Source organism: Pseudomonas sp. LB3P31, from assembly GCF_054897945.1.
On sequence record NZ_CM142710.1, the window covers coordinates 447414 to 464575 of the forward strand.

At 60.9% G+C, this 17162-nt stretch carries 16 protein-coding genes; 9 read left to right on the forward strand and 7 right to left on the reverse strand.

Annotated elements, in window-relative coordinates; genetic code table 11:
• Nucleotides 1–118 precede the first annotated feature (118 nt).
• From ACYZTK_RS01915 to ACYZTK_RS01940, 6 genes are all read left to right on the forward strand, one after another.
• A complete protein-coding gene (locus ACYZTK_RS01915) occupies nt 119–1207 on the forward strand; it encodes a polyamine ABC transporter substrate-binding protein (RefSeq protein ID WP_462012867.1) in 1089 nt (362 codons plus the stop codon).
• Nucleotides 1204–2505, forward strand: coding sequence for an NAD(P)/FAD-dependent oxidoreductase (locus tag ACYZTK_RS01920; RefSeq protein WP_462012868.1), 1302 nt, complete (start codon nt 1204–1206; stop codon nt 2503–2505). The genes ACYZTK_RS01915 and ACYZTK_RS01920 overlap by 4 nt, the downstream gene beginning before the upstream one ends.
• Nucleotides 2506–2749: 244 nt before the next feature.
• Nucleotides 2750–3346: a paraquat-inducible protein A gene (locus tag ACYZTK_RS01925; RefSeq protein ID WP_462012869.1), complete on the forward strand. Its 597-nt coding sequence runs from the start codon at nt 2750–2752 to the stop codon at nt 3344–3346.
• Nucleotides 3343–4056: a paraquat-inducible protein A gene (locus ACYZTK_RS01930; protein WP_462012871.1), complete on the forward strand. Its 714-nt coding sequence runs from the start codon at nt 3343–3345 to the stop codon at nt 4054–4056. Before ACYZTK_RS01925 ends, ACYZTK_RS01930 begins: the two co-directional genes overlap by 4 nt.
• Nucleotides 4053–5708 carry a PqiB family protein gene (locus ACYZTK_RS01935; RefSeq protein WP_462012872.1) on the forward strand — a complete coding sequence of 552 codons (1656 nt, stop codon included), beginning with the start codon at nt 4053–4055 and terminating at the stop codon, nt 5706–5708. Before ACYZTK_RS01930 ends, ACYZTK_RS01935 begins: the two co-directional genes overlap by 4 nt.
• Before the next feature lie 17 nt (nt 5709–5725).
• Nucleotides 5726–6283, forward strand: coding sequence for a PqiC family protein (locus tag ACYZTK_RS01940; protein WP_462012873.1), 558 nt, complete (start codon nt 5726–5728; stop codon nt 6281–6283).
• 6 nt (nt 6284–6289) lie between these two features.
• Here the strand turns inward: ACYZTK_RS01940 and ACYZTK_RS01945 are convergent, their stop codons facing one another.
• A complete protein-coding gene (locus ACYZTK_RS01945) occupies nt 6290–7222 on the reverse strand; it encodes a site-specific integrase (protein ID WP_462012874.1) in 933 nt (310 codons plus the stop codon).
• A 339-nt stretch (nt 7223–7561) separates the two neighbouring features.
• On the opposite strand from ACYZTK_RS01945, the gene ACYZTK_RS01950 reads away from it, so the two are divergent.
• The 3 genes from ACYZTK_RS01950 (at nt 7562) to ACYZTK_RS01960 (ending at nt 10677) form a co-directional block, all read left to right on the forward strand.
• On the forward strand, nt 7562–8272 hold the full coding sequence (locus tag ACYZTK_RS01950; RefSeq protein WP_462012875.1) for an HPP family protein: 711 nt from the start codon (nt 7562–7564) through the stop codon (nt 8270–8272).
• 144 nt (nt 8273–8416) lie between these two features.
• Nucleotides 8417–9523 carry an enoyl-CoA hydratase/isomerase family protein gene (locus ACYZTK_RS01955; protein WP_462012876.1) on the forward strand — a complete coding sequence of 369 codons (1107 nt, stop codon included), beginning with the start codon at nt 8417–8419 and terminating at the stop codon, nt 9521–9523.
• A 2-nt stretch (nt 9524–9525) separates the two neighbouring features.
• Complete coding sequence (locus ACYZTK_RS01960) at nt 9526–10677, forward strand: acyl-CoA dehydrogenase family protein (protein ID WP_462012877.1); 1152 nt, start codon at nt 9526–9528, stop codon at nt 10675–10677.
• Between the two features lie 59 nt (nt 10678–10736).
• Here ACYZTK_RS01960 and ACYZTK_RS01965 read toward each other — a convergent pair whose 3' ends face one another.
• The 6 genes from ACYZTK_RS01965 to ACYZTK_RS01990 all read right to left on the reverse strand — a co-directional run bounded on the left by ACYZTK_RS01965 (nt 10737) and on the right by ACYZTK_RS01990 (nt 16992).
• Nucleotides 10737–10988 carry a hypothetical protein gene (locus ACYZTK_RS01965; protein WP_462012878.1) on the reverse strand — a complete coding sequence of 84 codons (252 nt, stop codon included), beginning with the start codon at nt 10986–10988 and terminating at the stop codon, nt 10737–10739.
• Between the two features lie 281 nt (nt 10989–11269).
• A complete protein-coding gene (locus ACYZTK_RS01970; protein WP_462012879.1) occupies nt 11270–12043 on the reverse strand; it encodes an enoyl-CoA hydratase in 774 nt (257 codons plus the stop codon).
• A 15-nt stretch (nt 12044–12058) separates the two neighbouring features.
• Nucleotides 12059–13186 (reverse strand): acyl-CoA dehydrogenase, encoded by a 1128-nt coding sequence (locus ACYZTK_RS01975; RefSeq protein WP_462012880.1) that lies wholly within the window; start codon nt 13184–13186, stop codon nt 12059–12061.
• Nucleotides 13187–13343: 157 nt separating this feature from the next.
• The gene (locus ACYZTK_RS01980; RefSeq protein WP_462012881.1) at nt 13344–14537 is read right to left on the reverse strand and encodes an acetyl-CoA C-acyltransferase; all 1194 of its coding nucleotides are present in this window, start codon (nt 14535–14537) and stop codon (nt 13344–13346) included.
• 12 nt (nt 14538–14549) lie between these two features.
• Nucleotides 14550–15311, reverse strand: coding sequence for an SDR family NAD(P)-dependent oxidoreductase (locus ACYZTK_RS01985; protein WP_462012882.1), 762 nt, complete (start codon nt 15309–15311; stop codon nt 14550–14552).
• A 16-nt stretch (nt 15312–15327) separates the two neighbouring features.
• Complete coding sequence (locus tag ACYZTK_RS01990) at nt 15328–16992, reverse strand: AMP-binding protein (protein WP_462012883.1); 1665 nt, start codon at nt 16990–16992, stop codon at nt 15328–15330.
• Between the last annotated feature and the right edge of the window lie 170 nt (nt 16993–17162).

Consider the following 17162-nt stretch of genomic DNA (forward strand, 5'->3'; position numbering starts at 1 on the left):
GAGCAGGCTCACTCCTACAGTGACCGCATCCCCCTGTAGGAGCGAGCCTGCTCGCGATGAGGCCGCGAGGACACCATAGAAACACCTGAAAAAATCCAACAATTCCAAGAGGTGTCGAATGCGTCTATTGAAATCCGTGGTCCCGGCCACACTGGCCTTGCTGTTCAGCGCAATAACCCAGGCCCAGCCAAGCGTCAGTGTCTACAACTGGACCGATTACATCGGCGAGACCACCCTCGTCGACTTCCAGGCAAAAACCGGGATCAAGGTCATCTATGACGTTTTCGATTCCAACGAAACCCTTGAGGGCAAACTGCTCGCCGGCCGCACCGGCTATGACGTGGTGGTGCCGTCCAACCACTTCCTCGCCCGTCAGGTAAAGGCCGGTGCATTCCTCAAGCTGGATCGCGCGCAGTTGCCCAACTTCAAGAACCTCGACCCCAAACTCCTCGCGCTGTTGGAGAAAAACGATCCGGGTAACGAGCATTCGGTGCCGTACCTGTGGGGCACCAATGGTATCGGCTACAACGTCGACAAGGTCAAGCAGGTGCTCGGCGTTGATCACATCGACTCCTGGGCCGTGCTGTTCGAGCCGGAAAACCTGAAGAAGCTCAGCCAGTGCGGTGTGGCGATGATGGATTCGGCGGACGAAGTGTTCCCGGCGATTCTCAACTACATGGGCATCGACCCACGCAGTGAAAATCCTGAGGACTACAAGAAAGCTGAAGCCAAGTTGCTGAGCATCCGGCCCTACATCACCTACTTCCATTCTTCCAAGTACGTCTCGGACCTGGCCAACGGTGACATCTGCGTCGCCTTCGGTTACTCCGGCGATGTGTTCCAGGCAGCCAACCGCGCCAAGGAAGCCAAGAATGGGGTGAACATCGCCTATGCGATCCCCAAGGAGGGCAGCAACCTGTGGTTTGACCTGCTGGCGATTCCAGCCGACGCGAGCAATCCGAAAGAAGCCCATGCGTTCATCAATTACCTGCTCGACCCGCAGGTCATCGCCAAGGTCAGTGCCTCGGTCGGCTATGCCAATCCCAACCCGGATGCCAAGCAGTACATGGATCCGGAACTGGTGAATAACCCCGAGGTGTATCCACCTCAGGCAGTCCTCGACAAACTCTATATCTCGACCACCCCGCCCCAGGCAATCATGCGTCTGATGACCCGATCCTGGAGCAAAGTGAAGTCCAACAAATGAACCAGTACACCCAGGAACATGCCCACTCTTACTACGCCGCCACGGCCCGGGGCCTGACGCCCTACCCGACCCTGGCAACCGATCTGATCGCCGACGTGTGCGTGATCGGTGGCGGGTTCACCGGGGTCAATACCGCCATCGAACTGGCGCAACGTGGGCTCTCGGTGATTTTGCTCGAGGCCCGGCGGATTGGCTGGGGTGCCAGCGGGCGCAACGGCGGGCAGCTGATCCGCGGGATCGGCCATGACGTCAGCGGGTTTGCCCGCTACGTCGGGGCCGATGGCGTGCGGTACCTGGAGCGTGCCGGGACTGAATCGGTGGAGCTGGTCGGCCAGCGCATCCGCGATAACACGATCGATTGCGACCTGCGCTGGGGTTTTTGCGAGCTGGCCAACACCCAGGCGCAGTTCGCCGCGTTCAAGGTCGAACAGCAAGCGCTGCATGATTCAGGTTATGCATACGACACCTGCCTGGTGGAGCCTGACCAGATGCGCCAGGAGGTGGTGAACTCCGGCGTGTATGCCGGCGGCCTGGTCGATATGGGCTCGGGACATTTGCATCCGCTCAACCTGATCCTCGGCGAGGCGCGAGTGGCGGCATCCCTGGGTGTGCAGATCTTCGAGCAGAGTCCGGTGCTGCAGCTGATCCACGGCGATACGGTGCAGGTGCGCTGCGACGGCGGCACAGTGCGCGCCGGCCGCCTGGTGCTGGCGTGTAACGCGCATCTGGAAGCGCTGGAGCCGAAACTGGGGGGCAAGGTGTTGCCTGCCGGTAGCTACATCATCGCGACCGAACCGCTGAGCGTAGAGGCGGCCAATGCATTGATCCCGCACAACCTGGCATTGTGCGACCAGAAGGTCGGGCTGGATTATTACCGGCTCTCGGCTGATCGCCGCTTGCTGTTTGGGGGCGCGTGTCATTATTCCGGGCGGGATCCGGCGGACATTGCTGCCTATATGCGACCGCAGATGCTCAAGGTATTCCCGCAACTGGCCGATGTGCGCATTGAATACCAATGGGGTGGCAAGATCGGCATCACGGCCAATCGTTTTCCCCAGGTCGGCCGCCTGAGCCAGCACCCAAATGTGTTCTATGCCCAGGGTTATTCAGGCCATGGCCTGAACGTGACCCACTGGTGCGCCAGACTGTTGGCCGAGGCTATTCACGCCGGGCATAGCCAGGGATTTGATGTGTTCAGTGCCGTGCCCCATATGACCTTCCCGGGTGGCCCGATGCTGCGCTCGCCGCTGCTGGCGCTGGGGATGTTGTGGTATCGGGTGCGCGAAATCCTGGGCTGAGTCAAAATACACTCCGCGAATTGAAATTCGCCCCCGTAGGAGCTGCCGAAGGCTGCGATCTTTTGATTTTGTTTTCAGAATCAAGGTCAAAAGATCGCAGCCTTCGGCAGCTCCTACAGGGGTTGCTGAATTTCGTCAGGTATAATTTCCCATGCCTTTGATTCGATTTCGATTTGCTGATTCGCCACTCACCTCTATATTGAGGAGGTGCTCTGTCATTAATGCCTCCTATTGAGCGCGACCCATGGCCTCGACTGCCCAGCTGATCATCTGCGAGCATTGTGATTGCGTGTACGAAAAAGCAACGCTCGCCAAACATCAGAAAACCTTGTGCTCACGGTGTGGCGGTGTGCTGCAGCGCTACAGCGGCATGACTATCGAACAGCGTCTGGCGCTGAGCCTCACTGCGCTGGTGGTGTGGATCTTTACCAACTTCTACCCGGTGATGAGCATCAGCCTCAAAGGCTTGAAGAACAGTGCCACGCTGTGGGACTCGGTACTGGCCCTGAGTCAGGGGCCGATCACGTTCATTGCCATGGTGGCGGCAATTGCCATGATCATCGCGCCAATCTTCCAGCTGGTGCTACTGATCTGGGTCCTCAGTTTTGCACTCAACCACCAGCGCTGCCCCGGGTTCAAATTCTGCATGCGCTGGCTCGAAACCCTGAGGCCCTGGAGCATGCTCGAAGTCTGCCTGTTGGGGGCCATGGTTGCAGTGATCAAACTCGCGGGGTTACTCGACGTACTGCCGGGTATCGGCCTGTTCGCCCTGGCCGTGCTCAGCCTGATGATGATCCGCATCGCCGGGCGCGATGTGCGTGATCTGTGGGACATCCTATGAGCCGACCTCCACTGGCCAGCGAACTCAACCTGTGCTTGTGCCACACGTGTGGCCTGGCCTGCGACATGACCCATGAGCCCCATGAGTGCGAGCGCTGTGGCGCGCCACTGCATCGGCGCAAGACCAACTCGCTCGCGCGTACCTGGGCCTATATGTTGGCGGCACTGGTATTTTACATTCCGGCCAATCTGCTGCCGGTGATGAATACCCAGATGGTCGGCAACGGCGCCGACAGCACCATCATGAACGGCGTCCTGGAGTTCTGGGAAGGTGGCGCGTGGGACATCGCTCTGATCATTTTCATCGCCAGCATCGCGGTGCCCGGCATCAAGTTCGTGGCCCTGACACTGCTGCTGGTGACCGTGCAGCGCAACAGCGATTGGGCGCGCAAGGAGCGTTCGAAAATGTATCGTTTCGTCGAGGTGATCGGCTACTGGTCGATGCTCGATGTGATCGTCGTGGCGCTCGTCGCCGCGCTGGTAAAATTTCAGGCCCTGGCGGATATCGAACCACGGCCAGGTATCCTGTTTTTCGGCCTGGTGGTGATATTCACCATGCTCGCGGCGATGAGTTTCGACCCTCGTCTGATCTGGAATAAAGAGCGGAATAAAGAGCGGGATGAACAGCGGGATGAACAGCGGAATGAAACGCGCAATGAATCGCGGAATGAACCGCACGATGAACCGCATTTACGAGGAGGTCATGGATGAAGTCGCAAGTCACTGACGGGCCCCAGGCCCCGGGCCAGGCACCGATCAAGACCCGCAGGTTCAGCGTCTCGCTGGTATGGATCGTGCCGATTGTCGCGGTGCTGGTAGGTCTTTCCCTGGTGGTGCACAGCATCCTGCAGGAAGGCCCGACCATCGTTGTCACCTTCAAGACGGGTGACGGCCTCACGGCCAACAAGACCGAGGTCAAATACCGCAACGTGGTCATCGGCCATGTCTCGGAAGTGGACCTGAGCGACGACCAGAAGAGCGTCAACGCCACGATCAAACTGGCCAAGCAGGCCGAAAGCTTCACCCGTGAAGACTCGAAATTCTGGGTCGTGCGCCCGCGCATCGGCGCAGGCGGCGTCTCGGGTATCGATACCCTGTTGTCCGGCGACTACATCGGCGCCGACATCGGCCAGGCCAACGCCCGGGCGAAGAACTTCAAGGGCATGGAAAACCCGCCACCGATTACCTACGGTGAGCCGGGCAAGCGCTTCACCCTGCACACCCCGGACCTGGGATCGCTGGACATCGGCTCGCCGGTCTACTACCGCAAGATCCCGGTTGGCCAGGTGGTGGCGTACGCCCTGGATGCCGATGGCAGAGGGGTGAACATCGACGTGTTCGTCCACTCACCCAATGACGCCTACGTCACGGAAAACACCCGGTTCTGGAACGCCAGCGGGATTGACGTGAGTGTCGGCGCCAATGGCTTTGCGCTGAAAACCGAGTCGTTGTCCTCAATGCTGGTCGGCGGGATCGCCTTTCGAGCACCGGAGTACAGCCCTGACGATAAGCCGGCTGCCGAAGAATATGCTTATGAACTGTTCGACGATCAGCAGACCGCCCTCGCCCCTCCCAATGGCAAGGCGCAGTACCTGACCCTGCGTTTCGATCAGGCACTGCGAGGGCTCAAGGTCGGCGCCCCGGTAGAGTTCCTCGGCATGGAATTCGGCAAGGTGGTCTCGGTCAATCTCGATTTCGACCCGCAGAAGCGCACCTTCCCGGTGAATGTCGGCATCGTCATCTACCCGCAGCGCCTGGGCACGGCCCACAGCAAAATGCTCAAGGTGTTGAATCATGATCCCAATGACGAAGCGGCCGGCATACGCCTGATGGGCACATTCGTCGAGAACGGCCTGCGCGCCCAGGCCCGCAGTGGCAACCTGCTGACTGGCCAGTTGTACATCGCGCTGGACTTTTATCCGAAGGCACCAAAGGTCTCGTTTGATGCCAGCGCCCGCCCTGTCAGTATCCCGACCGTGCCCGGAAGCCTGGAAGAGATCCAGGGCAAGCTTGAGGCCATGGTCGACAAGATCAACAAACTGCCGATCGAGCGCATCGCCAACAACCTCGACGGCAATCTGGTCGAGCTGCGCAAGGGCCTGACCCAGTTCAATGCCAAGACCCTGCCTGGCGTGCAAAGCACCCTGGCCGACGTCAGCAAGACCCTGCAATCGGCCAACTCGACGCTGGCCGAGGATTCACCGCAACGTGAGCAGCTTTCCGAAACCCTGGACGATCTTGGTCGCACCTCGCGTTCCTTGCGTGACCTGGCGGATTACCTGGGACGCCATCCCGAATCGCTGATTCGCGGACGTCCCAATAATGCCGCGCCTATCGACCTGCAAGGGCCGCCGAGCAAATGACCACAGGAGCATCAAACATGGCTTTCCCGCTGAAGATCACCCTGCTCGCCGCGCTGGCGTTGCTCGCCGCCTGCCGCAGTGAGCCGATCCAGTTTCATACCTTGACCCCGGCACTGATGAACGCCAATTCGAGGTCCACTGCGGAGATTCAGATCGAGACACTCACGGTGCCACCCCAGGTCGATCGCCCACAGATTGTCGTGCGCCAGGGCAATACCGGGATCGCCATTCTTGAGACGCAATGGTGGGGCGCCAGTCTGGTGGATGAGCTGCGCAGTGCGCTGATCGACCAGATGGTCAACAGCAACCCCAGGCGCAAGATCTCGGTGCGGCTTGAGGTGCAGCGCTTTGACTCGATCCCGGGTCAATATGGGCTGATCGACGTCAAGTGGCGCTTGCGGGACGTTGGGCAGACCGAGAATGGACTGCTCACCTGTCGCAGCACCTTGCAGACCCCGTCCGGGCCTTCAATTGACGACCTGGTCACGGCCCAGCAGAACAACGTGAGGCGCCTGGCCGCGCTAATCAGCCAGGCCGCCAACAATCCGCAGAAAACCTGCCCCGCCCCTCAGTAGGAGCGATCACAAATCGAAGCGATCCACCGCCCGCCGCCGCTCGTTGTCGTCACGCACGTCATAGTTGGCGGTGGTCTGGATGTTGCTGTGGTGCGCTAGCTTCTGCGCGATCGACAGGTCGTGTTCCTCAATGACCCGGGTGATGAATGATCGGCGAAAGTCATGGGGCATGATCTTCACCCCGACTTGAGCGCCGCGCTGGCGGGCGATGTAGTAGATCGCATGCTTGGTGATGCGTTCACGGGTGATGTGGCTGCCGCGGCGGATGCGGTTGAACAGAAACGGGTCATCCACCTCCCCTTCCTTGAGTTGCGAGCGGCGCAGTTCGAGCCAGGCGTCGAGCTTGGCGAACGCCCAGGTCGGCGCGTACTTGATCAGCTGCTTGTTGCCCTTGCCGGTGACGCGCAGGCTGCGCTCGGTAAAATCAATCTGGCTCAAGTCCAGGTTGACCGACTCCGACTTGCGCATGCCCGAACCGTAAAGAATGCCAATGATTGCCGCGTCGCGCAGTCCCTGGGGCCTTGGGTCGGCGGCACACACCTCCATCAGGTCCTGGATCAGCGAGCGGCGCAGGTTGCGGCCCTGGGATAGCCGTGTGCCGGCGATGCCCTTGACCGAGCGCATCTTCAACAGGTGTTCCTGACTGATCAGGCTCATGCGCCAGGCTTCGTTCATGACCCCGCGTACCGCGTTGACGTACAACGAGGAAGTGTTCGGCGCATAGCCGTCCTCGCGCAGGGCCGCGACCAGCGCCACGACGTCCTCCGGCTGCAATTGATGCCAGGGAATTTCCTCGACATTCATGTCCTCGAAGCCCAGCCGATCGGCGGCATCCTGCAGGACGTAACGCATCGTCAACTGGCTGGAGGGCGCCAAGCGCGCCAGGTAGATGGTCAGCGGATTGGCCTTGGGAACAGCGGAATCGGGTAAGTCAGTCAAACGAAACGGCCTTGAGTGGAACGGTGCGTTGAGCACGGAAGTTTTGCGGAGCTTGTCCAGGGAGCAGCACCCTGGCCACCAGACGAGCCCCGAAGGGGCTCCCAACCCTGCCGGTCGTAGTAGTAAAAGTCAAATCCGCGTGCTTGGAATCACTTGGGCGTCAGCCTGGTTCAGTTCAAAATTAATGCATTCAAACTGCATTAATATGAATTTGTCAGGCCCGGCAGCGGCAGGCAAACTGTACGAGTTCCTCCCCCAACAGTTGGAACTCTTCAAGGGCTTACTGGGTTTCCAGCCAAGCCTTTTTTTTGCCCGGATTTTCAACGGATCGTTTGCCTCATGCTCGCTCGCTGGTTACCTGCTGCTATCAATACCCGCCCTACCGAATGGAGCCGCGCCGCGATTGGCATGGCCCTTGGCACGCTGTTTACCGTCTGGCTGTGCAGCCAGGTGTTTGGCATTGAAGTGGCGCAGCACCTGATCGGGCCGCTGGGCGCTTCAGCCGTGCTGTTGTTCGCCGTGTCCTCCGGTGCGCTCGCCCAGCCCTGGGCGATCCTGGGGGGATACCTGAGTGCTGCGATATTGGCGTTGCTGGTGGCGCATGTACTCGGTCGAACGTTGACCAGCGCCTGCCTGGCGGCCGGCATGGCTTTGATCCTGATGTGCTGGTTGCGTTGCCTGCATCCGCCAGCCGGTGCACTGGCGCTGACCCTGGTGCTCGCCGACCCGGCAACTATCGCCCTCGACTGGAAGGCCCTGGGCCCGGTGATGCTTGGGGCTGCGACCCTGCTGCTGTGTGCCCTGCTCTACAACAACCTGACACGCATTCGTTATCCGAAACTCGCCGCCCAAGCTCCAGCAGTGGTGCCAGCCGCCCAGCCGGCGATCGACAGCCAGGCCATCACCGCTCAGGACCTGAAGCTCGCGTTGGCCGACCTGGAAGCGTTCTACGACGTCACCCCCGAAGACCTGGAGCAGCTGATTCACGCCAGTGAAGTGCACGCCCGGCGTCGCAGCATCGGCGATGTGTTTAGCGGACGCCCCCAGTAAGCCCAAGCTGATCCTCCCTCGGGTAAATATGCAGACTCGACCTGCAGATATCTCGGTTGTACATCACAAATTTGCACTGGTACGATCCGGGATCGCTCGCGCGCGAGCTTCTCTATAAAGAACAATAAAAGCAGGGAGTTAGTGATGACTGCTCAGGTTTCTTCTCCGCGGACTCAGTCCATGGATGCCACACACAACGACGTGCTGGCCGAAGTCCGCAACCACATAGGTCACCTGACCCTCAACCGCCCCGCCGGCCTCAATGCCCTGACCCTCGACATGGTGCGCAACCTGCAGCGCCAGCTCGACGCCTGGGCGCAGGATTCGAACGTGCATGCAGTGGTCCTGCGCGGTGCTGGCGAGAAAGCCTTCTGTGCCGGCGGTGATATTCGCTCGCTGTACGACAGCTTCAAAAATGGCGACACGCTGCACCAGGATTTCTTCGTCGAGGAATACGCCCTCGACCTCGCTATCCACCATTACCGCAAACCAATCCTGGCGCTGATGGATGGATTTGTTCTCGGCGGTGGCATGGGCCTGGTGCAAGGCGCCGACCTGCGGGTGGTGACCGAAAAGAGCCGCCTGGCGATGCCGGAAGTGGGCATCGGTTATTTTCCGGATGTCGGTGGCAGCTATTTCCTGCCGCGAGTTCCGGGTGAACTGGGAATCTATCTGGGCGTTACCGGGGTACAGATTCGTGCCGCCGACGCGCTGTATTGCGGCCTGGCCGACTGGTGCATGGACAGCGCCAGGATCGCCACCCTGGACCAGCAGCTTGATCAGCTGGAGTGGCACGACGCGCCGCTTAAGGACTTGCAAGGCGTGCTGGCCAAGCTTGCGGTGCAGCAACTGCCTGATGCGCCGCTGAGTGCATTGCGCCCGGCCATCGACCACTTCTTCGCCTTGCCCGACGTGCAGAGTATGGTTGAGCAACTGCGTGAAGTGACGGTCGCGGATAGCCACGACTGGGCGCTGGCTACCGCCGACCTGCTGGAAACCCGTTCGCCGCTGGCCATGGGCGTGACCCTGGAAATGCTACGCCGCGGTCGCCAGTTGAGTCTGGAAGACTGCTTTGCCCTTGAGCTGCACCTGGACCGCCAGTGGTTCGAGCGTGGCGACCTGATCGAAGGCGTACGCGCCTTGCTGATCGACAAAGACAAAACCCCACGCTGGAACCCGCCGACTCTGCAGGCGCTGGACGCCGGGCATGTGGCGGGTTTCTTCGAAGGCTTCGACCAGAGCGGGAGCTGAGCATGCACGATATCGAATTGAGCGAAGAACAAGTCATGATCCGCGACATGGCCCGGGATTTCGCCCGCGGCGAAATCGCGCCCAATGCACAAGCCTGGGAAAAAGCCGGCTGGATCGACGACGCCCTGGTAGCGAAAATGGGCGAGCTGGGTCTGCTGGGCATGGTGGTCCCCGAGGAATGGGGCGGCACCTATGTCGACTACGTGGCCTATGCGCTGGCGGTGGAAGAAATATCCGCCGGCGATGGCGCCACTGGCGCGTTGATGAGCATTCATAACTCCGTAGGCTGCGGACCTGTCCTGAACTACGGCACCGATGAGCAGAAACAGACCTGGTTGCCGGACCTGGCCAGCGGGCAAACCATCGGCTGCTTCTGCCTGACCGAACCCCAGGCCGGTTCCGAAGCCCACAACCTGCGCACCCGCGCCGAGCTGCGCGATGGCCAGTGGGTCATCAATGGCGCCAAGCAGTTTGTCAGTAACGGCAAGCGGGCCAAGTTGGCGATCGTGTTTGCGGTGACCGACCCGGACCTGGGCAAGCGTGGCCTCTCGGCCTTTCTGGTGCCGACCGCTACCGCCGGTTTCATTGTCGACCGCACCGAACACAAGATGGGCATTCGCGCCTCCGACACCTGCGCGGTGACCTTGAACAACTGCACCATTCCTGAGGCCAACCTGCTCGGCGAACGGGGCAAGGGCCTGGCCATCGCCCTGTCCAACCTCGAAGGCGGTCGCATCGGCATCGCCGCCCAGGCGCTGGGGATCGCCCGCGCGGCATTTGAAGCAGCACTGGCCTACTCCCGTGACCGTGTGCAGTTCGACAAGCCGATCATCGAGCATCAGAGCATCGCCAACCTGCTGGCCGACATGCACACCCGCCTGAACGCGGCCCGCCTGTTGATCCTGCATGCCGCGCGCCTGCGCAGTGCCGGCAAGCCTTGCCTGTCGGAGGCTTCACAAGCCAAGTTGTTTGCTTCGGAGATGGCTGAAAAAGTCTGTTCTTCGGCGATGCAGATTCATGGAGGGTATGGATACCTGGAAGATTATCCAGTGGAGCGCTATTACCGGGATGCGCGTATCACGCAGATTTATGAGGGGTCGAGCGAGATCCAGCGGATGGTGATTGCCCGTGAACTGAAGAATTACCAGTTCTAAAGATCTGTACCCATCGCGAGCGAGTTAATCCCGCGCCCTTGAGGGGGCGCGGGAAAATACTATAGAGCAAATGCCCGTATGGCGGCGCCCTGCCCTTCGGCAGGCAGTTCATCGACCTTGAACATTACCGAAATCACTTTGTCGCTCTCATCAAAAATGATGGTGCGCTGAGTGATCAGAACCGCCTTGCCCTCATGTCTCGGCCAGTAGACGATATCGCCAACGATGGGCTCGCGGTCCAGGAAGGTGCCTTGCGGGGCGTACTTTACCGGCGTGCAGCAGGCAGTGTGTACAAAATGACATTTGGCCATGGAAACCTCTGAATACAGTGAATTGATTGGCCCTGAAACGACGGCTTCGTCCTGAAGCCCTGGTTAGCGTCCAGGCAATCTCACGGTAATTGAGGATCTGCAGCTCGAATACGGGCTAACTGATGGCTTCAAGCTGTTCATTCTGTTCACAGTATTTCGGGGTGAAATCTGAAAAGCTTCGCGAGCAAGCCCGCTCCCACAGTTGACCGCGTTTTTTCAGGAAAGGCGCAGTCAACTGTGGGAGCGAGCCTGCTCGCGATGGCGCCGCCGAAAACGATAAATCACTTGCCTTGGAACTGAGCCTCACGCTTGGCCACAAAAGCTGCCATCCCCTCCTTCTGATCCTGCGTCGCAAACGCCGCATGGAACACCCGACGCTCAAAGCGCACACCCTCAGACAGGCTCACCTCAAACGCCCGGTTCACACTTTCCTTGACCATCATCGCAATCGGCAGGGATTTCGCGGCGATCAACGCAGCGACTTTCAACGCCTCAGCCAGCAACTCATCTGCCGGTACGATACGCGCGACGATGCCGCAGCGTTCCGCTTCCACTGCATCGATCAGACGTCCGCTGAGGCACATTTCCATGGCCTTGGCCTTGCCTACGGCGCGGGTCAGGCGCTGGGTGCCGCCCATGCCCGGCAGTACGCCGAGATTGATTTCCGGCTGGCCAAAACGAGCGTTATCGCCCGCCAGGATAAAGTCGCACATCAGCGCCAGCTCACAGCCGCCGCCCAGGGCAAAACCGTTGACCGCAGCGATGATCGGCTTGCGGCGGTTGGCCACTCGATCGCTGTCACTGAACAGGTCGTCGAGATAAATTTGCGGGTAGGTCAGCTCGGCCATTTCCTTGATGTCGGCGCCGGCCGCGAAGGCTTTCTTTGAGCCGGTCAGCACGATGCAGCCGATGTTCGAGTCCGCTTCCAGACCATCGAGGGCCTGGTTGAGCTCGCTGACGATCTGCGCATTCAGTGCGTTTAGCGCCTGCGGGCGGTTCAGGGTAATCAGGCCAACACGACCGTGGATTTCCAGCAAAATCGTTTCGTAATTCACAAAAAGGACTCCTGTTCAAAGATTGCGCGAGATAACCATACGTTGAATATCGCTGGTGCCTTCGTAGATCTGGCAGACGCGCACGTCGCGGTAGATCCGCTCCAACGGGAAGTCGTTCAGGTAACCGTAGCCACCGAGGGTTTGCAAGGCCGCCGAGCAGACTTTTTCGGCCATTTCCGAGGCGAACAGCTTGGCCATGGAGGCTTCGACCAGCGCCGGCTTGCCGCTATCGCGCAATGCCGCCGCGTAATGCACCATCTGCCGGGCCACGGCAATCTGGGTCGCCATGTCGGCGAGACGGAACGCCACGGCCTGATGCTCGATGATCGGCTTGCCGAAGCTCTCGCGCTCACGGGCATAGTCGCGGGCGGCTTCAAATGCCGCGCGGGCCATGCCTACCGATTGCGAGGCAATGCCCACACGACCGCCTTCGAGGTTGGCCAGGGCGATCCGATAACCCTCGCCCTCCTCGCCCAGCCGGTTGGCCACAGGCACCTTGACGTCCTCGAAGAGGATCTGGCAGGTGTCCGAGGCATGCTGGCCGAGTTTGTCTTCGACCCGTGCGACTTTGTAGCCCGGTGAGTCGGTGGGCACGATCAGCGCGGTGATCCCGCGCTTGCCGGCGCTCGGGTCGGTGACGGCAAATACGATCACCACGCCGGCGTTCTGCCCGGAGGTGATGAACTGTTTGCAGCCGTTGAGCACGTAGTGATCACCTTCCAGGCGCGCCCGGGTTTTCAGGCCGCTGGCGTCGGAGCCAGCCTGGGGTTCGGTCAGGGCAAACGCGCCGAGCATCGCGCCACTGGCCAGGGGCTTGAGGAAACGTTCCTTCTGCTCGTCGGTGCCGTAATTGAGGATCGGCACGCAGCCGACCGAGTTGTGCACGCTCATGATGGTCGAGCAGGCGCCGTCACCGGCTGCGATCTCTTCCAGGGCCATGGCGTAAGCGAGGTAACCGGTGTCGCAGCCCCCCCATTGCTCCGGCACCAGCATGCCGAAGAAGCCCAGCTCGGCCATTTCGCCGATGGCCTCGGTGGGAAACCGATGCAGGCGGTCCCATTCGGCGGCGAACGGCTTCAGGCGTTCCTGGGCAAACTGCCGAGCGGCGTCGCTGATCTGGGTTTGTTCGTCATTGGGAATCATGGGGGATCCTTAAAAATTGAGGCTCAACGCGCTGAACCGGCGGAATACCCTGTAGGAGTGAGCCTGCTTGCGATAGCGGAGTATCAGACACGAAAAGGTCGAATTTCAGTCCGTCATCGCGAGCAGGCTCACTCCTACAAGGGTTGTGTCCATTCAGTTAATACAGGCATTCCACAGCCATGGCCGTGGCTTCGCCGCCGCCGATGCAAATCGCCGCGACGCCGCGCTTCAGGCCTTTTTGGCGCAAGGCCGAGAGCAACGTCACCAGGATCCGCGCACCGGAGGCACCAATCGGATGGCCCAGTGCACACGCACCGCCGTGCACATTGACCTTCTCATGAGGAATTTCCAGCTTGGCCATTGTGACCAGGCTGACCACCGCGAACGCTTCGTTGATTTCCAGCAGATCGACCTGATCCAGGTTCCAGCCGGTTTTTTTCATCAGCTTCTTGATCGCTCCCACCGGCGCTGTCGGAAACAGCCCCGGGGCGTCGGCGAAAGACGCGTGCCCATGAATCACCGCCAGCGGCTTCAGTCCCTGCTTTTCGGCATCGGAACGGCGCATCAGCACCAGTGCTGCGGCGCCGTCGGAGATCGAGCTGGAGTTGGCGGCGGTGACGGTGCCACCCTCGCGGAACGCCGGCTTAAGCGAAGCGATCTTGTCCAGCCTGGCTTTCGGTGGTTGTTCGTCGTGGCTGATCAGCACCTGCTCTTTGCCGACCGTCACGGTCAGGGGCACAATCTCGTCCTTGAAGCGGCCGTCCTTGATCGCCTGCTGCGCGCGGGTGGTCGAGGCAACGGCAAAGGCGTCCTGGGCTTCGCGACTGAAACCGTTAGTCTCGGCGCAGTCTTCGGCAAAGGTGCCCATCAGGCGGCCCTTGTCGTAGGCGTCTTCCAGGCCGTCGAGGAACATGTGATCGATCACCCGGCCGTGGCCCATGCGGTAACCGCTGCGCGCGCGGTCCAGCAGGTACGGTGCGTTGGACATGCTTTCCATGCCACCGGCGACCACCACGTCGGCACTGCCGGCCACGAGCATGTCGTGAGCCAGGATCGCCGCTTCCATGCCCGAACCGCACATCTTGTTCAGGGTGGTGCAGCGGGTCGATTTATCCAGCCCGGCGCCCAGGGCCGCCTGGCGCGCCGGGGCCTGGCCGAGGCCTGCGGGCAGTACGCAGCCAAACAGCACTTCTTCGACCCATTGCGGCGCAATGCCGGCGCGCTCGACGGCGGCGCGGATCGCGGCAGCCCCCAATTGCGGTGCGGTCAGGCTTTTCAGCTCGCCCTGGAACCCGCCCATGGGGGTGCGGGCAGCGCTGACGATAACGATCGGATCGTTCGCGATAGTCATGACAAATTCTCCTTACTTGGCGGCCATGCGCAAGGCACCGTCGAGACGAATCACCTCGCCATTGAGCATGCTGTTTTCAATGATATGCCTGACCAGCGCCGCATACTCGTCCGGTTTGCCCAGGCGCGGTGGAAACGGCACGCCGGCGGCCAGGGACGCACGGACTTCCGGGGTCATGCCGGCCATCATTGGTGTTTCGAAAATGCCCGGGGCGATGGTCATCACACGGATGCCGAAGCGCGCCAGCTCACGGGCGGCTGGCAAGGTCAGGCTGACCACCGCGCCCTTGGACGCGGCGTAGGCCGCCTGGCCGATCTGGCCATCGTAGGCGGCGGCCGAAGCGGTGTTGATGATCACCCCCCGCTCGCCATCTTCATTGGCTTGTGTTTCGGCAATCGCCGCCGCTGCCAGGCGCAGCATGTTGAAGGTGCCGATCAGGTTGACGTTGATCACCTGGCTGAAGCTCGCGAGAGCGTGCGGACCGGTCTTGCCGAGGATCTTCTCGCCGCGCACGATGCCGGCGCAGTTGACCAGGCCATTGAGGCCGCCGAAGGCCTTGACCGTCGCCTGCACGGCCGCTTCGGCTGCGGCTTCATCGCTGATATCCGCTACCACGCTCTGCGCGCCCAGGCGTTGGGCCTGCGCAGCGACAGCGTCGGCGTTCATGTCGACCAGCATCACCTTGGCACCAGCACCCACCAGCATTTCGGCGGTGGCTGCACCCAGTCCCGACGCACCGCCGGTGACGAGAAAAACCTTGTTTTCGATCTGCATCACAGTTTCCTTGGATTCAAGCTGAAACGTTCTTCGCCGCGGCCTCTTGAGCCTTGGCGATTTCCTGGTTGCGCAAGATAAAGCGCTGCAATTTGCCGCTTGGGGTTTTCGGCAACTCGCTGACAAATTCGATTTCACGGGGGTAGGAATGCGCCGCCAGACGCTTGCGTACGTGTTGGCGCAGCTCCTCGGCGAGCGCTGGGTCGGCGCGGTACTGCGGGCTGATCACCACGAATGCTTTGACCAGCTCGGTACGCTCCGGATCGGGCTTGCCGACCACTGCCGCCTCGATCACCGCCGGGTGCTCGATCAGCGCGCTTTCCACGTCGAACGGGCCAACCCGGTAGCCGGAGGTGGTGATCACATCATCACTGCGCCCGACGAAACTGATGCTGCCATCGGGATTCCACTCGACCGTGTCCCCGCTCAGGTAATAGTCGCCGACAAACGCCTTGGTCGGCGCGCCTTCATAGCCGGCGAACCAGCACATTGGCGACTGGCTGCGATCGATGGCCAGGATGCCCGGCTGCCCGACGCCCAGCTCCTGGTGGGCGTCGTCCAGCACCACAATGCGGTGGCCCGGCGAGGCGAAGCCGGCAGCGCCCATATGAATGGAGTGTTCCAGGCCATGGTGATTGCACAGCACCATGCCCAGTTCGGTCTGGCCGTAGTGATCGTGGATGACCACGCCGAGATTGTCGGCGAACCAGCGGATTACCTCCGGGTTCAGCGGCTCACCGGCACTGCTGACAATGCGCAGCTTGCCCTTGATCGACCGGGCGAACTCATCACCACCGGCGATCAGCAAACGGTAGGCCGTAGGGGATCCAGTGAGATTGGTGATGGCGTATTTGTTGATGACCCGGCAGGTGCTTTCGAGGGTGAACGGGCCATCGTAGAAGGTGATCGGGTGCCCCATCGACATCGGCCCGGTCACGCCAAAATAGATGCCATAGGCCCAGCCCGGATCGGCGACGTTCCAGAACGCATCTTCCGGGCGCAGGTCCACCGCATCGCGGGTGTAGCTCTGGAACGCGACGATGGCCTTGAGTGGCACGGACAAGGCTTTCGACGGGCCAGTGGTACCGGAGGTGAACATCAGCAGGAACGGGTCTTCGCCAGTTAGCAATACCGGTTCGCAGTCAGGTGAGTAATTCGCCAGTTCGGCCCAGAAACTGTAATCGCCGCGGACAATCCCCTGCCCTTTAGGCCCTGTCACGGTGACGATGGTCGGGCAGTTCTCGACTTCGGTCAGCTTGCTGCGGTTGACCGCATCGGTGACCACCACTTTGGCCCCGGAGCTGCCCAGGCGGTGCTCGATCGCCTTGGGGCCAAAGGCGGTAAACAGCGGCTGGTACACCGCACCGATGCGCCAGGTGGCGAACACGGTGGTCAGCAGTTCGATATTGCGCGGCAGCAGGCCGGCGACTTTGTCGCCTTTACGTACCCCTTGCGCCAGCAGGAAGTTGGCGAACCGCGCGGCCTTGTCCTGCAAGTCCTTAAAGGTATAGGTCGCGCTGGAGCCGTCGCGGCCTTCCCAGAACAGCGCGATGCGCCCCGGCAATGCGTGACGGTCGCAACACTCGACGCAGGCATTGAGCGCAGTCAGGTCGCCCGCCAGTGCGGACTCTACGGTGTGCTGGTAATCGAACTGTGAAGTGGCAGACAGGTAGTCGCGCATTGCCAGAATCCCTCTGTATTTTTATTAGGTTGGGGGAACCGTAATCAACAGGAGAAATAGTCGCTCTGTGCGCGGGGCGGGACAATGGTCAAAGTTATCAAGTTGTGTGACTGGTTTGGCCAAGGTTCTAAAGGTGTGGTGCCTGGCAGGGCCTCATCGCGAGCAGGCTC